General features: G+C 49.5%; 17 protein-coding genes. 13 read left to right on the top strand and 4 right to left on the bottom strand.

Annotation, left to right across the window (positions count from 1 at the left end):
* Positions 1-18: 18 nt before the first annotated feature.
* From DEALDRAFT_RS15215 to DEALDRAFT_RS15205, 3 genes are all read right to left on the bottom strand, one after another.
* Positions 19-579, bottom strand: a complete 561-nt coding sequence (locus DEALDRAFT_RS15215) for a hypothetical protein (protein ID WP_008519136.1) — start codon at positions 577-579, stop codon at positions 19-21.
* A 97-nt stretch (positions 580-676) separates the two neighbouring features.
* Complete coding sequence (locus DEALDRAFT_RS15210; protein ID WP_008519134.1) at positions 677-2,317, bottom strand: sodium:solute symporter family protein; 1,641 nt, start codon at positions 2,315-2,317, stop codon at positions 677-679.
* The gene (locus DEALDRAFT_RS15205) at positions 2,318-2,602 is read right to left on the bottom strand and encodes a hypothetical protein (RefSeq protein ID WP_008519131.1); all 285 of its coding nucleotides are present in this window, start codon (positions 2,600-2,602) and stop codon (positions 2,318-2,320) included. It lies immediately after the preceding gene.
* 446 nt (positions 2,603-3,048) lie between these two features.
* On the opposite strand from DEALDRAFT_RS15205, the gene DEALDRAFT_RS15200 reads away from it, so the two are divergent.
* The 10 genes from DEALDRAFT_RS15200 (at position 3,049) to DEALDRAFT_RS15155 (ending at position 12,827) form a co-directional block, all read left to right on the top strand.
* Positions 3,049-4,233 (top strand): acetyl-CoA C-acetyltransferase, encoded by a 1,185-nt coding sequence (locus DEALDRAFT_RS15200; protein WP_008519129.1) that lies wholly within the window; start codon positions 3,049-3,051, stop codon positions 4,231-4,233.
* 94 nt (positions 4,234-4,327) lie between these two features.
* Entirely contained in the window at positions 4,328-5,179 is an 852-nt protein-coding gene (locus DEALDRAFT_RS15195; RefSeq protein WP_008519127.1) for a 3-hydroxybutyryl-CoA dehydrogenase, read from the top strand.
* Positions 5,180-5,472: 293 nt separating this feature from the next.
* A complete protein-coding gene (locus DEALDRAFT_RS15190) occupies positions 5,473-6,258 on the top strand; it encodes a short-chain-enoyl-CoA hydratase (RefSeq protein ID WP_008519125.1) in 786 nt (261 codons plus the stop codon).
* A 9-nt stretch (positions 6,259-6,267) separates the two neighbouring features.
* Positions 6,268-7,413 (top strand): acyl-CoA dehydrogenase, encoded by a 1,146-nt coding sequence (locus DEALDRAFT_RS15185; RefSeq protein ID WP_008519124.1) that lies wholly within the window; start codon positions 6,268-6,270, stop codon positions 7,411-7,413.
* Positions 7,414-7,454: 41 nt separating this feature from the next.
* Positions 7,455-8,591 carry an acyl-CoA dehydrogenase gene (locus DEALDRAFT_RS15180; protein ID WP_008519122.1) on the top strand — a complete coding sequence of 379 codons (1,137 nt, stop codon included), beginning with the start codon at positions 7,455-7,457 and terminating at the stop codon, positions 8,589-8,591.
* A 6-nt stretch (positions 8,592-8,597) separates the two neighbouring features.
* Positions 8,598-9,128 carry a cob(I)yrinic acid a,c-diamide adenosyltransferase gene (cobO, locus tag DEALDRAFT_RS15175; RefSeq protein WP_008519120.1) on the top strand — a complete coding sequence of 177 codons (531 nt, stop codon included), beginning with the start codon at positions 8,598-8,600 and terminating at the stop codon, positions 9,126-9,128.
* A gap of 36 nt (positions 9,129-9,164) precedes the next feature.
* Positions 9,165-10,127: a methylmalonyl Co-A mutase-associated GTPase MeaB gene (gene meaB, locus DEALDRAFT_RS15170; RefSeq protein WP_008519118.1), complete on the top strand. Its 963-nt coding sequence runs from the start codon at positions 9,165-9,167 to the stop codon at positions 10,125-10,127.
* A gap of 21 nt (positions 10,128-10,148) precedes the next feature.
* Positions 10,149-11,807 carry an acyl-CoA mutase large subunit family protein gene (locus tag DEALDRAFT_RS15165; protein ID WP_008519117.1) on the top strand — a complete coding sequence of 553 codons (1,659 nt, stop codon included), beginning with the start codon at positions 10,149-10,151 and terminating at the stop codon, positions 11,805-11,807.
* 21 nt (positions 11,808-11,828) lie between these two features.
* On the top strand, positions 11,829-12,242 hold the full coding sequence (locus DEALDRAFT_RS15160) for a cobalamin B12-binding domain-containing protein (RefSeq protein WP_008519115.1): 414 nt from the start codon (positions 11,829-11,831) through the stop codon (positions 12,240-12,242).
* Between the two features lie 108 nt (positions 12,243-12,350).
* Positions 12,351-12,827, top strand: coding sequence for a C-GCAxxG-C-C family protein (locus DEALDRAFT_RS15155; protein ID WP_008519113.1), 477 nt, complete (start codon positions 12,351-12,353; stop codon positions 12,825-12,827).
* A 103-nt stretch (positions 12,828-12,930) separates the two neighbouring features.
* Here the strand turns inward: DEALDRAFT_RS15155 and DEALDRAFT_RS15150 are convergent, their stop codons facing one another.
* Positions 12,931-13,146: a glutaredoxin family protein gene (locus DEALDRAFT_RS15150; RefSeq protein WP_008519111.1), complete on the bottom strand. Its 216-nt coding sequence runs from the start codon at positions 13,144-13,146 to the stop codon at positions 12,931-12,933.
* 87 nt (positions 13,147-13,233) lie between these two features.
* Between DEALDRAFT_RS15150 and DEALDRAFT_RS15145 the strand changes: the two genes are divergently transcribed.
* The 3 genes from DEALDRAFT_RS15145 (at position 13,234) to DEALDRAFT_RS15135 (ending at position 17,109) form a co-directional block, all read left to right on the top strand.
* Positions 13,234-14,157, top strand: coding sequence for an MBL fold metallo-hydrolase (locus DEALDRAFT_RS15145; protein ID WP_008519109.1), 924 nt, complete (start codon positions 13,234-13,236; stop codon positions 14,155-14,157).
* Between the two features lie 181 nt (positions 14,158-14,338).
* Entirely contained in the window at positions 14,339-15,676 is a 1,338-nt protein-coding gene (locus DEALDRAFT_RS15140; RefSeq protein ID WP_395858058.1) for an FAD-dependent oxidoreductase, read from the top strand.
* A 53-nt stretch (positions 15,677-15,729) separates the two neighbouring features.
* Positions 15,730-17,109 carry a hypothetical protein gene (locus DEALDRAFT_RS15135; RefSeq protein ID WP_008519106.1) on the top strand — a complete coding sequence of 460 codons (1,380 nt, stop codon included), beginning with the start codon at positions 15,730-15,732 and terminating at the stop codon, positions 17,107-17,109.
* Positions 17,110-17,131: the final 22 nt, after the last annotated feature.

Here is a 17,131-nt window from a genome sequence, read left to right as displayed (position 1 = left end):
CGGCTTCGCCGTTTTTTTTTAAATTCCATACCAGAGGACATAAAAACTGAAGATAAAAATAATAGTAATTGCCAGGGCAATTGAGGCACGGACAAAGGTAAACGCCTGGCTTGCCATCAGGCTTTTGGCAATGGTAGCAAATCCCCAGGTAAGTCCCACCGCAGCCAGCAGTAAACTGAATGTACCTAACAGTCCCCAACTGTACAGTGTCACCATGGGCAACCCCAGCCAAAGCGGAACTGTTGCGGTGCCGGTGTGCAGGTAAACAGGAAAGTATGCTGCCTGTCCCTTAATACCTCTGCTCATGGCCCAAAGAAGTAGAGAAAAACCGGCATGGGCCAGAAAAATCTGGGCCACGCTGATTAAAAGGCCCACCAGGTAGAGCAGTTGCAGTCGGGGATCTTCAAAACCACCGCCGCCTTCATAAAAGACATAATAGAGTCTGGCGAGCCCGAAAAACAGACCGGTAAGAAACACATTGACAAAGGCTGTGAAAAAAAGACGATTATTTTTTTCCATGTCCCGGTAGACGCTGGTGTCAAGTGTTAATATGCGTATAACGTTTTGCAGGTAGTTCAAGGCTAAGCTCCTTCCACAACTTTTTCTTTGTATTATACCATGTCTTAAGGAAAATAAAAAAGGGGCGGTACAGACCGCCCCTTTTGCTGTATTGCGGTTACCAGGGCATAAAACCCCAGATGGAGATGGCTACGCAGATTACACCTACCAGTGCAGCCCAGCCGTTACCTGAATAACGGGAATCGTCGGAGTCGGGCCAACCGTGAATGGAATCTACCAACTTTCTGTCTTCAGCGGAGGGGCTGTAGCTTTCCAGCGCCGGAATCCGGTTAAAGGCCAGAGACAGGAAGATGAAGAGGGCAAAGGCCAGCGGTACTGTAAAGAGAGCACCGGACATCCCCAGGTTAGCTGTAACACCTTCTCCCAGTACAATGCCGGGCATAACATACGGGGAAACAATGATGAAGGTGAAGCCGGCTACTACAGAGGAAATGATGGCGGCCAGTCTGTTGGCCTCTTTCCACCACACACCTAAGAGAATCATGGGTGTAACAGCACTTCCGCAGATACCGAAAGCCCAGAGAATACTGGTAACAAGGAAATCCGGGGGGCTGTAGGAAACAACAACACTGATGATACCGCCAAGGAAGATGGCAACATAACCGATTTTCATCCGCAGATTATCATCGATATCAGGCATAAACACACCTAAGATATCCTGTGCTGTCAGAGCACCGATGGCCAGCAGGTTTCCGTTAAGCGTGGACAGACCTGCAGCAATGGCGCCGGCGATAACAATGGCGGTAACCCACTCAGGGTTGTAATAAACGTTCAAAATCATGGTAATTTTATCCGCATCAGCGGCGGCAATGGTGATGCCTTCAATGGCCTGGAAGTAGTTGCCGATGAAACCTACGGCATAAGCACCACCAAAGAGCAGTCCCAAAAATCCTGTGAACCAAACCACGGCCCAGCGGGCACTCTTTAAGCTGGGAGCGGTGAAAACACGCATGGCCAGGTGAGGCAGGCCGATGGGGCCCAGTGTAAAAGCGGGAATCAATGCGAAGTACCATTTAAAGCCATAATTGGTGTCAAAGAAGGTGGGAACCAATTCCAGCATGGAATCCACCATGTCGCCATACAGCAGCGGAGGGAAGAACCAACCGGAGGAGCCCATCTGTCTCATGATGGCACCCATGGGAACAATCAAGGCCAGAGTCATAACAACCATCTGAAACGCAGCGTTGTAGGACGCACCATACATTCCACCAATGGTTACATAACCTACGATGATAATACCGGCAACAAACAGAGTGGTAACATATGGGAAGCCCAAAAGTACTTCCAAAGCCTGGGCCAAGCCGATCATCTGACCCACAGCGTACATCAGCATGATGAGAATCATCCAGCAGCAAACCACAACAGTGGCGGTTTTGCCGTAGCGCTCTCTAATGAAGGAAGCGGGGGTGTAGGCTTGCATACGACGTAAGCTTGTACCGTAAAGCAAGGTAATCAAAGGAATGGATAAGGCCCACTGAATCCAGAGGAAAACAAAGGGAGCCTGCAATTGCAGAATCAGAGCGGTAACACCCATGAACGTTGCCAGGCTGGCCCAGGTAGAAGCCATGCCCAGACCGTTTGTGGCAGAACCGATGGTGCGGCCCGCTACATAAAGGTCGGTTACCTCCGTGGTTTTACGGGAAGATAACCATCCAACCAAATAGAAAACAACAAAGCAGAGAACAACAACACTAAAGCCAAGAGCAATATTATCTATTCGCCATGCAACTTCCTGCATCTACTTTTCCTCCTTTGCAGCAGCGGACTCGTTATATTCGCTGGTATATTGATCTAGTTCATCATCCAGTTTGTTGCAATATACGGCCATTAGCCAGGAAACGATGGTGACGCCGAACCACCCTGTCAGTACAGGGACAATGTAATGAATGGGGAAGCCCCACATGGTTCCATTCTTTAATGCAGGAAACGCTACAAAAATTGAAGCGGTATGCCCCATGAGCATAAGCAGGATGACGAAAACTACTGTAAGCATAAGTTCCTTCTTGTACAATTTTTCCTTCATAATTTTCTCCTCCTTTCGGTATTGGAAACAGTGCCGGAATCATGGTGTCAATGATTGCCACTTAAAGACATTTATCACCTCCATTGGTTTATAATGTTTTTAAACATTTTAAATTTTTAGAAAACTTGTATTCAAAAAAAAAGAATTTTCAGGCAGGATTTTGTTCCAAACAGTAGAAACTATATTTTATAATAAATGATGTTTGACTACATAAGGAAAATGTAGAAATACATCAAACAGTCATCAATAATTCTAAAGGAAAAATTAAATTTTATCAAGAGCATAATTAAAATTTTTGCAAATTTTTTTTTTTTTGATATATTGCTACAGGAAAATAACCAGTTGTACAGAATCTAAATAATGTGTGCCTAAGTTTAGCCAGCACATGCCCCTGTGTTGGTTGTTTACAGAAATAAAAACAGAAAAGAAACAGAAGAGGTGAGAGAATGAAAGAAACAGTAATTGTAAGTTTTGCGCGGACTCCTTTTGGCAGCTTCCTGGGTTCCATAAAGGATGTGTCCGCAACAGACCTCGGGGCGCTGGTCATCAGGGAAGCAGTTTCCCGGGCCGGAATTGAGGGAGGAAGTATTGATTACGCCCTGATGGGAATGGTGGTTCAGGCCGGTGCCGGACAGATTCCGTCACGGCAGGCTACCATTAAAGCCGGATTGCCGGTGGAAGTCCCTTCCGATACTATTGGTAAGGTTTGTGCTTCCAGTTTAAGGGCTGTAAACCTGGGGGATTCGCTGATCCGTGCCGGAGATGCGGAGATCGTGTTGGCCGGCGGCATGGAGAACATGTCAGCCACTCCCTATTTAATGGAGAAGGCACGCACCGGTTACCGCATGGGTGACGGCAAACTGGTTGACGCCATGGTGAGAGACGGCCTGTGGTGTGCCATTCATGATGTGCATATGGGTGTGCATGGCGGTGATGTGGCCGATGAATTTGGTATTGGCCGTGAGCCGCAGGATGAGTGGGCACTGCGCAGCCATGAGCTGGCAGTAAAGGCCATTGACGAAGGTAAGCTGCAGGAAGAAATTGTTCCGGTTAGCGTACCGCAACGCAAAGGCGATCCCATTGTATTTGACACAGATGAGCTGCCGCGCCGCAATGCTTCTTTGGAAGCGTTGGCCAAGCTGCCGCCTGTTTTCAAAAAAGGTGCCTGTGTAACTGCCGGTAATGCACCGCCAATTTCCGACGGAGCATCCGCTCTGGTTCTTATGTCCAGAGAAAAAGCAGAGCAGTTGGGCGTAAAGCCGCTGGCATCCATCGTTTCCCAGGGCGCAGCTTCTGCCAAAGCCCCATACATTGCCACCGTTCCGGCACTGGCAGGTAAAAAAGCCCTGGAAAAAGCGGGTATGACCGCCGACCAGTTGGACTTAATAGAAGTAAACGAAGCTTTCGCCGCGGTGGCACTGACTTCCATTAAGTTGGGCGGTTGGAATCCGGATGCCGTTAACGTAAACGGTGGCGCCATTGCCTATGGACATCCCATCGGCGCCAGTGGCGGCCGGATTCTCATGACGCTGCTTACTGAAATGAAGCGCCGCAGCGCACGCTACGGCATGGCCACCATTTGCAGCGGTGCTGCTCAGGGTGAAGCCACCATTATTAAGTTGGAAGAGTAATATTCTAATTTAATAAACAGAGTTTCTAAATATAAAAAACAACTCAATGTGGTAATGTGTGTTATAAATATTAGAAAAAAGGGGAGGAAGAAAAATGGAAATCAAAAAAATCATGGTACTGGGCGCCGGGCAAATGGGCGGCGGTATCGCACAGGTATGTGCGCAGGCCGGCTACGAAGTTGTGCTCCGTGATGTGAAGGACGAATTTGTGGAGCGCGGCATGGCTGTTATTACCAAGAATCTAAGCCGCAACGTTGAAAAGGGCCGCATGACCGAAGACGAGAAAAATGCGGTGTTGGGCCGGATGTCAACCACACTGTCGCTGGAAGACGGTAAAGATGTGGATATAGTTATTGAAGCGATTATTGAAGATCCCAAGATTAAAGCCGATACTTTTGCCGAGCTGGACAGAATTTGTCCAGAGCATGCCATCCTGGCCAGCAACACATCCTCGCTGCCCATCACTCAAATCGCTGCAGCCACCAAGCGTCCGGAAAAAGTAATTGGTATGCATTTCATGAACCCGGTACCTGTAATGAAGCTGGTGGAAGTCATTCGCGGCATCGCCACTTCCGATGAAACCTATCAGGTTATCGATGATCTTTCCAAAAAGCTGAATAAAGTGCCGGTAGAAGTAAACGACTTCCCCGGCTTTGTATCCAACCGGATCTTGTTGCCCATGATTAACGAAGCAGTTTATGCCCTGATGGAAGGAGTAGGTACCGTAGAAGGTATCGACACCGTTATGGAATTGGGTATGAACCATCCCATGGGTCCGTTGAAGCTGGCCGACTTAATTGGCCTGGACACCTGCCTGGCCATTATGGAAGTACTCTACGACGGCTTTAAAGACACCAAGTACCGTCCCTGCCCGCTGCTAAGAAAGTACGTAACCGCCGGCTGGCTCGGACGCAAATCCGGCCGCGGATTCTACACTTACTCTTAAACTGGGGTCGTAGAGCCGGGCACTTATAAGTGGCGCATCTCTTGGTTGCGGCAGGAACGTGGATCCTCGACGTATTGTTAATACGCCTGCGGTCCACAACCCTTTGCGCCCGGCGACCTGCTTGCTTCTAAGCACCCGGCTCGGCCGTGATCTTTGTTTGAGCCGGGATTAAAGAGAATGCGAAATGGGGACGGTCCTTTTTTTGCAAAAGTGGAAAAGCTAAAAGAGTGCAAAAAGGGTTCAACCCTTTTTGCACTGTATAATGTAAAGAAAAATTTAGTGGAGGTGTGTATATGGCTTTTGAAAATATTTTGTTTGAGAAAGACGGCAGTATTGCCACTGTAACCATTAACCGGCCTAAGGCGCTGAATGCGTTGAACGCCGACACACTGAAGGAACTGGATCAGGTGTTTACCGAACTGGCCGCCGATGATACCGTCAGTGCGGTGATTCTCACCGGTGCAGGAGAAAAGGCTTTTGTGGCCGGTGCGGACATTTCCTTTATGAAGGATTTGACCGCTGTGGAAGCCCGGGCGTTTGCTCAGTTGGGGCAGGCTGCCTTCAACAAGATTGAAAACCTGCCCCAGCCGGTGATTGCCGCCATCAATGGCTTTGCCTTGGGCGGTGGTTGCGAGTTGGCCAGCGCCTGTGACATCCGTCTGGCATCTGAGAGCGCCAAGTTTGGTCAGCCGGAAGTGAACCTGGGTGTGCCCCCCGGATTTGCCGGTACACAGCGTCTGCCCCGCCTGGTAGGCAAGGGCCGCGCCAAGGAATTGCTCTACACCGGTGATATGATTGATGCGGCGGAAGCTTATCGCATCGGATTGGTTAACAAAGTCTTTGCCACCGCCGAAGAACTGCAGGAAGCGGCGAAGAAGATGGCCAAGAAGATTGCCGGTAAAGGACAGATTGCCGTTCGTGTTACCAAGAGTGCCGTTAACCAGGGCATGGAAATGGACAGTGCCCGCGGTATGGCTTATGAAGCAGAAGTTTTCGGTCTGGTATTTTCCACCGAAGATCAAAAAGAAGGCATGGCCGCTTTCCTGGAAAAACGGAAAGCAGAATTTAAGGGAAAGTAGGAGGAGACAATGGAATTTTTGCTTAGCGATCAGCATCAGATGATGCAAAAAATGTTCTACGATTTTGCCCAGAAAGAAATCGCACCAAACGCTGCCAAGTACGATGAAACCGCAGAGTTTCCCCTGGAGAATATTAAAAAGCTGGGGGCTCAGGGCTTTATGGGAATTCCCATTCCCGAAGAGTATGGCGGTGCCGGCGCCGACTTCCTCACCTATATTCTCTGCATTGAGGAAGTTTCCCGGGCCTGTGCCTCCACCGGTGTTATTCTGGCTGTTCATACTTCCGTAGGCACCTTCCCTATCCTCAATTTCGGGACTGAAGAACAGAAACAGAAGTATGTCCCCAAACTGGCTTCCGGAGAATATGTGGGAGCTTTTGCCCTGACCGAACCCGGTGCAGGATCAGATGCCTCTGCTCTCCGCACTTCCGCCAAAAGAGACGGCGATGACTACGTGTTAAACGGGACAAAGATTTTTATCTCTAACGGCGGTCACGCTCAGGTCTACACCGTTTTTGCTACGGTGGATAAGGGTCAGGGTACGAAAGGAATTACTGCATTTTTGGTGGAAAAAGATACTCCCGGTTTCAAAGTTGGCGCCATTGAAAAGAAAATGGGCTTGAATGCCGACGTAACCACGGAGTTGGTTTTTGAAGATTGCCGTATTCCTGCCAGCCAGCGTCTGGGTAAAGAGGGCGAAGGTTTTAAAATTGCCATGAGCCTCTTAGACGGCGGCCGTATCGGAATCGGTGCACAGGGTCTGGGTATTGCGCAGGCTGCTTATGACGAAGCACTGAAATATGCTCAGTTCCGCGAGCAGTTTGGCCAGCCCATCTTTAACAACCAGGCCATTGCTTTCAAACTTGCTGATATGGCTACTGAGATTGAAGCAGCACGTCTTCTTGTTTACCAGGCAGCATTCCGCAAAGAAAACGGTTTGCCAAACGGTAAGCAAGCATCCATGGCAAAGTTCTATGCCACCGATACTGCTATGAAAGTTACCACTGAAGCGGTACAGGTCTTGGGCGGTTACGGCTACAGCCGGGAATATCCGGTCGAACGCCTGATGCGTGATGCCAAAATCACCCAGATTTATGAAGGAACAAACCAGATCCAGCGTTTGGTTATCAGCAAGGCCATTGAAAAGGGTCTTTAAAAAATAAACCTTATCAGGGTAAATAAAGGGAGGAAATATAAATGAATTTTCAACTGTCACCAGAACAAGAAATGATCCGCAAAATGGTACGCGAATTTGCAGAAAAAGAAGTGGCTCCCACCGCTGCGGAGCGGGATGAGAAGGAAGAGTTTTCCCGTCCAATATTTGATAAGATGGGTGAAATCGGCCTGACAGGCCTGCCCTGGGAAGAAAAGTACGGCGGAGCTGAAGCCGGCTTCATTCCTTATGTGATTGCAGTGGAAGAACTTTCCCGGGTATGCGGTTCCACCGGCGTTACCCTGTCTGCTCACATTTCCCTCTGCTCCTGGCCCATTTGGAAGTACGGTACTGAAGAACAGAAGCAAAAGTACCTGGTTCCCCTGGCTCAGGGTAAAGCATTGGGCGGCTACGGTCTCACAGAGCCCTCCGCCGGTACCGATGCTGCCGGCCTGCGTACCACCGCTAAGCTGGACGGAGACCACTATATTTTAAATGGCACCAAGATCTTTATCACCAACGGTGACGGCGACACCTTCGTAGTATTTGCCGCCACAGACAAGAGCAAAGGCCCCAAGGGCATCAGCGCTTTTATCGTGGAAAAAGGTTTCGAAGGTTTCAAGGTTGGCAGCCATGAGAAGAAGTTGGGTATCCGCGCTTCCAGCACCACCGAGCTGATCTTTGAAGACTGCAAAGTTCCCAAAGAGAACCTGCTGGGCAAAGAGGGCGAAGGCTTTAAAATTGCTATGAGCACCCTGGACGGCGGCCGTAACGGAATTGCCGCTCAGGCACTGGGCCTGGCTCAGGGCGCTTTTGAAGCAGCTCTGGAATACTCCAAGGGCCGTGAGCAGTTTGGCCAGCCCATCTTCAACTTCCAGGCTATTTCCTTTATGCTGGCCGATATGGCAACCAAGATTGAAGCTTCCCGTCTCTTAACTTACCAGGCTGCTTATCTTGAAGGCGAAGGCCTGCCTTACGGTAAAGCCAGCGCCATGGCAAAGCTATATGCCTCCGATGCAGCCATGGAAATCACCACCAATGCGGTACAGATCTTCGGTGGCTATGGCTACAGCCGTGAGTACCCGGTGGAGCGGATGATGAGAGACGCCAAAATTACCCAGATTTACGAGGGCACCAACGAAGTACAGCGTCTGGTTATTTCCCGTTATATTAAGGGTTAATCATTTATGGCGGAGAAAAAAGGCCTCGTTATGATTTATACCGGAGACGGCAAGGGCAAGACCACAGCGGCTCTTGGCCTTGCCCTCCGGGCCAGTGGCCACGGGGCAAAGATTTTTATGGTGCAGTTTCGCAAAAGCGACCCCACCTATGGCGAAATCCAGGCCATTAACAAGTTTCTGCCCAACGTCACCGTAGTCCAGTCGGAGCGCAGCCGGATTACCGGTCATGGCGGCTTTGAGCAGGAAGACTTCGATGATGCCAAAAACGTATTTGCCCAAGGGCGTGAAGCCTTGCTTTCCGGTGAATATAATCTGGTAATTTTCGATGAAGTAAATTTTGCTGCAGACTATGGGCTTATACCGCGTGATGAGGTGGTAAAGATGCTAAAACAGCGTCCGCCACAGACCGACGTGGTTCTTACCGGGCGCAATGCGCCGGCAGAGTTTGTGGAAATGGCAGATCTGGTAAGTGAGGTCAGGGAAATAAAGCATCATTATCGAGCCGGGATTATGGCACAGAAGGGCATTGAATACTAAACCCTGCCAAGGTTTTTAAAACGGAGGGAACCTGCAATGCATGAAAAAGTCATCGAAGGGATTTTAAACGGAGACCGCCGCATGGTGGCTCGCGCCATTTCCCTGATTGAAAACCAAGACCCAAACAAAAACAAAATACTCAGTGAAATCTACCCCCACACAGGCAAAGCCTATGTGGTGGGGATTACAGGAGCACCGGGTGCCGGTAAAAGTTCACTGGTGGACCGCTACCTGGAGACTTTGCGCAAGCAAGGGCTTACCGTTGGCGTTATCGCTGTGGACCCCACCAGTCCCTTCACAGGCGGCGCCATCTTAGGTGACCGGATCCGGATGCAGGAACATGCGCTGGATAAAGATATTTTTATCCGCAGCATGGGTACCCGCGGCAGCCTGGGCGGCCTGTCCCGCGCCACCAAAGAAGCGGTACAGGTGCTGGATGCAGCGGGAAAAGACGTTATCGTTATTGAAACCGTTGGAGTGGGCCAGTCTGAAGTAGATATCATCAAGTATGCTGACAGCACTCTGGTGGTCATGACTCCCGCAGGCGGCGACAGCGTGCAGACCATCAAAGCAGGAATTATGGAAATTGCCGACATCTTCATCGTCAACAAATCTGATTTGGCCGGTGCGGACCGCACCGTTTCCGAAATCGGCATGATGCTGGATTTAAGTGAAAATAATAAGCAGTGGCGCCCGCCGGTGGTGCGGACGGTTACCCTTGACTCCAGCGGCATTGACGATATGTATGAGGCCATTGAAAAACACCGCACCTTCCTGATGGAAAGCGGTAATATTGAAAAAGTCCGCAAAGAGCGGATCCGTCGTGATGTGCTGGATTTAATTGAGTACCAAATCAAAAACACTGTCTGGGATCAGGTCTCCGGCAGTGACGAGTTTGAAGAATTAGTGAACCAGATTATGTCACGGGAGAATGACCCTTATTCAGCAGCTGCTCAGGTGCTGCAAGGCGTTAATCTCGACCAGTGCAAAGTTTTTTAATTTGACAGGGGGGAGACAGAAATGAACGCAAATGACAAGGAAAAGATTCGTTTAGGCAAAAAGGCGTGGGAAGAGCGCACGGCCGGCAAGGAACGTCAAAAGAAATTTATGACCGTTTCCTCTGTCCCGATCAAACCGCTTTATACCCCGGAGGATGTTGAAGACCTCGATTATATGAAAGACCTGAATTATCCCGGAGCCTATCCTTATACCCGTGGGGTTCAGCCCAATATGTACCGCGGCCGTAACTGGACCATGCGCCAGTTTGCCGGCTTTGCTACAGCCACCGAGTCCAACGAACGGTATAAGTATCTGTTAAGTCAGGGGCAGACCGGTCTGTCCGTTGCTTTTGACATGCCCACCATCATGGGTTACGATTCCGACCATGCCCGTTCCTTCGGGGAAGTTGGTCGGGTAGGTGTGGCCATCGACTCTTTGGACGACATGGAAACTTTGTTCTCCGACATTCCGCTGGATAAGATCACAACCTCCATGACCATCAATGCACCGGCATCCATCCTGTGGTGCCTGTACATTGCCACCGCAGAAAAACAGGGCGTACCGTCTCATAAGCTGGGCGGCACCATTCAAAACGATATCCTTAAAGAATATATCGCTCAGAAATCCTGGATTTTCCCGCCGGAGCCATCCATGCGCCTGATTACAGACATTTTTGATTTCGCAGCGCAGCATGTGCCTAAGTGGAACACCGTAAGTATTTCCGGCTATCACATCCGGGAAGCGGGTTCCACCGCAGTTCAGGAGCTGGCTTTTACGCTGGCTGATGGCTTTGCTTATGTGGAAGCAGGTATGAAAGCCGGGCTGGACGTTGATGCCTTTGCTCCACGCCTTTCCTTCTTCTTTAATGCCCACATGGACTTCTTTGAAGAAATCGCTAAATATCGTGCTGCAAGACGCATCTGGGCCCGCCGCATGAAGGAAAAGTATGGTGCCAAAGATGAGAAATCATTGCTTCTGAGGTTCCATACCCAGACTGCAGGATGCTCACTTACCGCCCAGCAGCCTGAAAACAATATTATCCGTACTGCTTATGAAGCGTTGGGTGCAGTTCTTGGTGGTACCCAGTCCCTGCACACCAACTCCATGGACGAAGTACTGTCACTGCCCACGGAAAAATCCGTCCGCATTGCACTGCGTACCCAGCAGATTATTGCTGAGGAAACCGGTGTAACAAATACCATTGATCCCCTGGCTGGCTCCTACTTTGTGGAAGCTTTGACCAACCAGATGGAAGAGGAAGCGGAAAAATACTTTGAGCGGATCGATAATTACGGCGGGGTGCTGGAGGCCATCGATGAAGGATTCTTCCAGCAGGAGATTGCCGACGCTGCTTATCGTTATCAGCAGGAGATCGAAAAAGATGAGCGGATTATCGTAGGGGTAAACGGTTACACCATTGAAGAATCCCAGGACATCGAGATTCTTAAAATTGATCCACAAATTGAAGAGAATCAGCGTAAGCGGGTACAGCGCGTCCGTGAAACACGTGACAACATTGTCTGCAACAACCGCCTGGAAGCGCTGCGTAAGGCTGCAGGAACCAGCGACAATTTGATTCCCGTAATCCTGGATGCTGTCCGGGCCTATGCTACCGAAGGCGAGATTGTCCAGGTATTGCGTGAAGTCTTTGGCGAATATAAAGAAAAACCCATTTTCTAGGGAAGGGGAGGTACAGTATAAATGAACACTAACAGAAAAATTCGTGTCCTGGTTGCCAAGCCCGGCTTGGACGGCCACGACCGCGGCGCAAAAGTTGTAGCCCGTGCCCTGCGCGATGCCGGCATGGAAGTTGTTTATACCGGTCTGCACCAAACACCGGAACAGGTGGTAGAGGCCGCCATTCAGGAAGACGTAGATTTAATCGGACTGAGTGTACTGTCCGGAGCACACATGACCATTTTCCCGCGCATTTGTGAACTGCTGAAGGAAAACAATGCGGAAGATATCATGGTTATGGGTGGCGGAATTATTCCCGAAGATGATCTAAAAGAGCTTCTGGAAAAAGGTTATGCTCAGGCGCTGTGGACACCCGGTGCCAACACCAGTGAAATCGTCAAGTGGATCCAGGAAGCAATGGCTGATAAAGCTTCTTAAGGTGATACCGGCGGAGCGGTTTTACCGCTCCGCCGTATTTTTTGTATGGTCAAAGTATTGACATATTGTTGGAATATTCGTACAATAGCGCAAAGGGGGGCATTCACCATGAACCAGGATCTAACCATGGCAGCCCGAAACAAAGCGGGTGAATACTTTAAGCAAGGCTTTAACTGTGCAGAATCCATACTCCGCGCCTATCTGGACTTTCTGCCACATGATTTTTCTCCGGAAGTGGCGCGTCTGGCCAGTACCTTCGGTGGCGGACTGGGTCGTGCAGGCTGCACCTGCGGAGTACTGACAGGCTCTGAAATGGTATTGGGAATGCTGGTTGGCCGGGACAGCCCATCCGATGATCTGAACCGTGTTTACCAGTTGTCAGGAGAGCTGCATGACCGCTTCAAGGAGAAGTTCGGCAGTACCTGCTGTCGGGTTCTTAATAAAGGAGACTACCAAAGCCAGGATCACTTTCGCCGCTGTTTAAAAATCACCGGCGGCGGATCAATGCTGTTGATGCAGTTTCTTTTGGAAAACAGCCTTTTAAACGGCAAACTGGATGATTTGTTAAAAGAATACTCAGCATAAAACCAAAAAGACACGGAACCCCGTGTCTTTTTTCTTACACTGCCAGGAATTTATAACGCTTCGCAGTCCTTTCTTGCGGCATGACCATGCCGGATTAAACTGCTCAGCCGCCACCCTGGAAACCTATGCATACCAGGCTGCCGTCGCTGACAATCACCGGCACCTTTTGGGCGCCGTATGATTCCTTAATAAATTGCAAAGCCTTAGGGTCTTCGCCCACATTTACTTCGCGGAAGGGTATGCCGTCTTTCTGGTAGCGCTCAATTGCTGCCTGACAGTAGGGGCAGCCGGTTTTTGTGTAAATAATTACCTCGGACATGGCTCCACCTCCTTGAATATTTCTTAGTGTTAGTTTACAATAGTTGCCAAAGCGATGCAAGGATACCATGATTAAGGAGATGTTACAATGGCTCTTGAACTAAAAAAAATTGCAGAGCATACATACATGATTGCGGGTGCGGTCAACATCGGTGTCCTCATAAACGGAGATAACTGTCTGCTCATCGATACCGGACTGGACAGGCAGGCAGGAAAGCAGATACTTACCTGTTTAAACCATGACGGACTGACCCCTAAAGCAATAATTAACACCCACTCCCACGCCGACCATTTTGGCGGCAATGCCATCATCCGTCAGGAAACAGGAGCAAAAGTTTATGCATCTCCTCTGGAAAAAGCAATTATCGAAAACCCATACCTGGAGCCTTTTTATCTGTTCTCGGCAGCACCGGTGAAAGCGCTGAAAACCCGGTTTCTCATGGCACCGGCCTCTCCGGTGGACGGAGTTCTGGAACCGGGAACATCTACTGTGGCCGGCTTTGATGTGGAGATAATCTCTTTGCCCGGTCACAGCCCGGGACAAATCGGTGTTGTTACTCAGGATAACATCTGTTTTACCGCAGATGCGTATTTTGGAGAATCCATCATCGAAAAATACGGCATGCCCTACACCGCAGACGTATCTGCCGCCTTAAGCACTCTGCAGGCTCTCTGGCAAAGCGATTACGCAAAATATATCCCCAGCCACGGCGATCCTGCGGGAAAACCCACTGAAACTATTTTGCAAAATGTCTCTGCAATAGAGAAAACACTGGAGCAGATTTTAAAAATCCTGGACGCGGGCGCCCAGACCCGTGAAGAAATCCTGTCTGCGGTTATCACCGCCAGTGACCGCAAGCTGGATCCCGTCCAATACGTTTTAAACCACGGCGCCATCACCGCCTGTCTGTCACACCTGCATAAAATAAACAAAGTGGAATACGTTTTCAATGGCGGGAAAATGCTCTGGAAAACCCTGTCCCGGCAGCAAGCCTGCGCGCCCGGTGGCTGAGGCCCCGGCAGCTAAGGCCCGGTCGGGTCTTTTCCAGAAAATTAAAATCGGGGTCTGACCCCAATGGTGAGCTGATTTGATTTTTTTCGACAATATTGTTATAATTATTATGTTCTCCTCTTATATAAAGAGGAGAATTTTTTTTTAAATATGCAGCAACCTATAACTGGTTTTATATTATCTGTGCCGGTATTTAAAGGAGGAAATGGGATTGGATAAGGTTGTAATAGTAGGTGGAGGTTGGTCCGGTTGTGCTGCGGCGGTTGCAGCGAGAAAAAGCGGTTGCCAAGTGGTACTGCTGGAAAGAACGGATATGCTGTTGGGGACAGGCCTGGTTGGGGGCATTATGCGCAACAACGGCCGCTTTACTGCTACCGAAGAAGCTATTGCCATGGGCTTTGGTGATATTTTTAAATTGGTTGATGACAATTGTCGTCACACAAATATTGAATTTCCCGGACACAAACATTCGTCTCTGTATGATGTGGGAACCATAGAGCCCATTATTAAAAAGTATCTTTTAGATTTGGGCGTGGAAATACACTTTGAAAGCCGCATCGTGGATGTGGATATGAAGGAAAACAGCATTAAAAAGGTTATTATTGATGACGATACCTTTTTTAGGGGAGATGTGTTTATCGATACCACCGGTACCGCCGGCGGTATGGCAAATTGTAAAAAGTTCGGTAATGGTTGCGCCATGTGCGTACTTCGCTGCCCAACCTATGGCGGTCGCATCAGTATTACAGCCAAAACCGGAGTTACGGAAATTATCGGTGTCAAAGACGATGGTACGGTGGGTGCCATGAGCGGTTCCTGTAAACTCTTTAAAGAATCTCTTGCGCCTCATATTGTGGAGGAGCTGGACAAAAATGGGGTGGTGGTGGTGCCCATCCCCAAAGAGCAAATCGACACTAAAAAGCTGGGCAAGAAAGCGTGCCAGCAGTATGCTCTGAAAGAGTATGCGGAAAATGTTATCCTTTTGGATACCGGGCATGCCAAACTGATGGCTCCCTTTTACCCGATAGAAAATCTAAGAAGCCTGCCGGGGATGGAAAACGCCCGCTTTGAGGATCCTTATTCCGGTGGAAAGGGCAATTCCATGCGTTATCTGGGAATGGCACCCAGAAATGACGCCCTGCAAGTGGAAGGCGTGGATAATCTGTTCTGCGCCGGTGAGAAGGCTGGATTGTTAGTGGGCCATACCGAAGCCATAGTTACAGGAAGCCTGGCCGGCTTTAATGCCGCCAGAGTATGTCTTGGCCTGGATCCTGTTATTCTTCCCGATACTACAGTTATCGGCGATGCCATTTCCTTTGTGCGCAGTGAAATGGAAACCGAGGAGGGAAGGGGCAAAAAATACACCTTCTCCGGTTCGGTCCTCTTTGACCGAATGAAGGAAAGAGGAATGTATACCACTAATATTGCGGAAATTAAAAACCGTGTGGCAGAATCAGGGCTGGCTGATTTGGATGTCAAAAAAGAAATCAAAGCTGCTGTTAAGCCCAAAGCCAGTTAATGATTGTAAGATAGACAGAAAAGGTAGTAAAAAATTAGTAGGGGAGAGATTTGATGGAGCTTGCGGAGATTACCTTGACGCACTGGGCTTACCTTATAGGTGTGCTGGCCATTGTGATTGCCATGGTCCTGCGCCGTGGGGTAGTTCTGATTGCAACTGTTGGTGTTTTTGTTGTGGGTCTGCTTTATACCGGTGAACTGATACCAGGTATCCAGATTGTTTTTAATTCCTTTATGACTGCGGGCACAGGCCTTTTCGACATTATGTTGGTCATCGCCCTGATGGTGGGAATGCTCAAATCAATGGAAACCCTGGGAGCAGATTATTTAATGGTTGCTCCTATTAAGAAGCTTTTAGCAAAACCTGTGGTGGCATTCTTTGTTCTTGGTGCAATTATGTATGTGGCGGCTCTTTTCTTCTGGCCCACGCCAGCCACCGCTTTGGTCGGTGTTATCCTGATTCCCGTGGCGGTTAAAGCCGGACTGCCAGCCATGGCGGCAGCCATGTCTGTGAACATTCTGGGTCACGGCATGGCCCTGGCCGGAGATATGTTTTTACAGGGCGCGCCTAACATTACCGCCGGCAGTGCGGATGTGGGGATTAATGAAATTTTAACTAATACAGCTATTCTTTCTCTTACAGCTGGTCTTGTGGCAATAACAGTGGCCTTTTTTATGATTCGCAAAGAAATCATGGCCGGCAGCCCCAGCGATGAAACCGATGAATTGATGGAGGCAAAACCCAGGGATAGCTATACCCTGGGAGCCAAGTTTATGGCAGTGGCCGTCCCAGTTGTTTATATTGCTTTGGTGGTTGTAATGGTGCTAACCGACATCCGCGGTGGAGCTTCCACAGCACTTCTGGGCGGCACGGCAGCGTTGTTTATTGTAATCAGCTCATTTCTGTCCCATGGGGATAAAGCCCTGGAACGTTTAGCAGACTATCTGAGGGACGGGCTGATGTTTTCTGTCAAAATTTTTGCTGCAGTAATTCCCATTGCCGGCTTCTTTTTCCTGGGGGCCCCGGCAAATGCAGCTGCGATTTTAGGGGAAGGTGCTCCCGGTTTTCTCTTTGACCTGGGCAATACCTTTGCCGCCAGCCTGCCTCTTTCCAGGATACCGGTGGCTTTTGGTGTTATGATTACAGGTGTTGTTACCGGCCTGGATGGTTCCGGTTTTTCCGGTCTGCCTCTGGTGGGTTCTCTGGCCAATGCTTTGGGTACACCCCTTGGGCTAAGCGTTCCGGTGCTTGCCGCACTGGGGCAGGTCGGAGCAGTCTTCTCCGGTGGAGGGACCATTACCGCATGGGCTTTCGGCCTTGTAGCTACCGCCGGTGTAGCAGGTGTGTCTCCTCTGGAGCTGGCGCGTAAGAACTTTATTCCGGTGATGTCCGGTTTGCTGGCCGCTACCATCGTAGCAATACTGTTGATGTAAAAATAAAGAAGGGAAAGATATC

The sequence above is a fragment of the Dethiobacter alkaliphilus AHT 1 genome (genome assembly GCF_000174415.1).
Classification (GTDB): Bacteria; Bacillota; Dethiobacteria; order Dethiobacterales; family Dethiobacteraceae; genus Dethiobacter; species Dethiobacter alkaliphilus.
The sequence above is the reverse complement of the archived record's forward strand: the minus strand, read 5'-3'. Positions and strand labels throughout refer to the sequence as shown.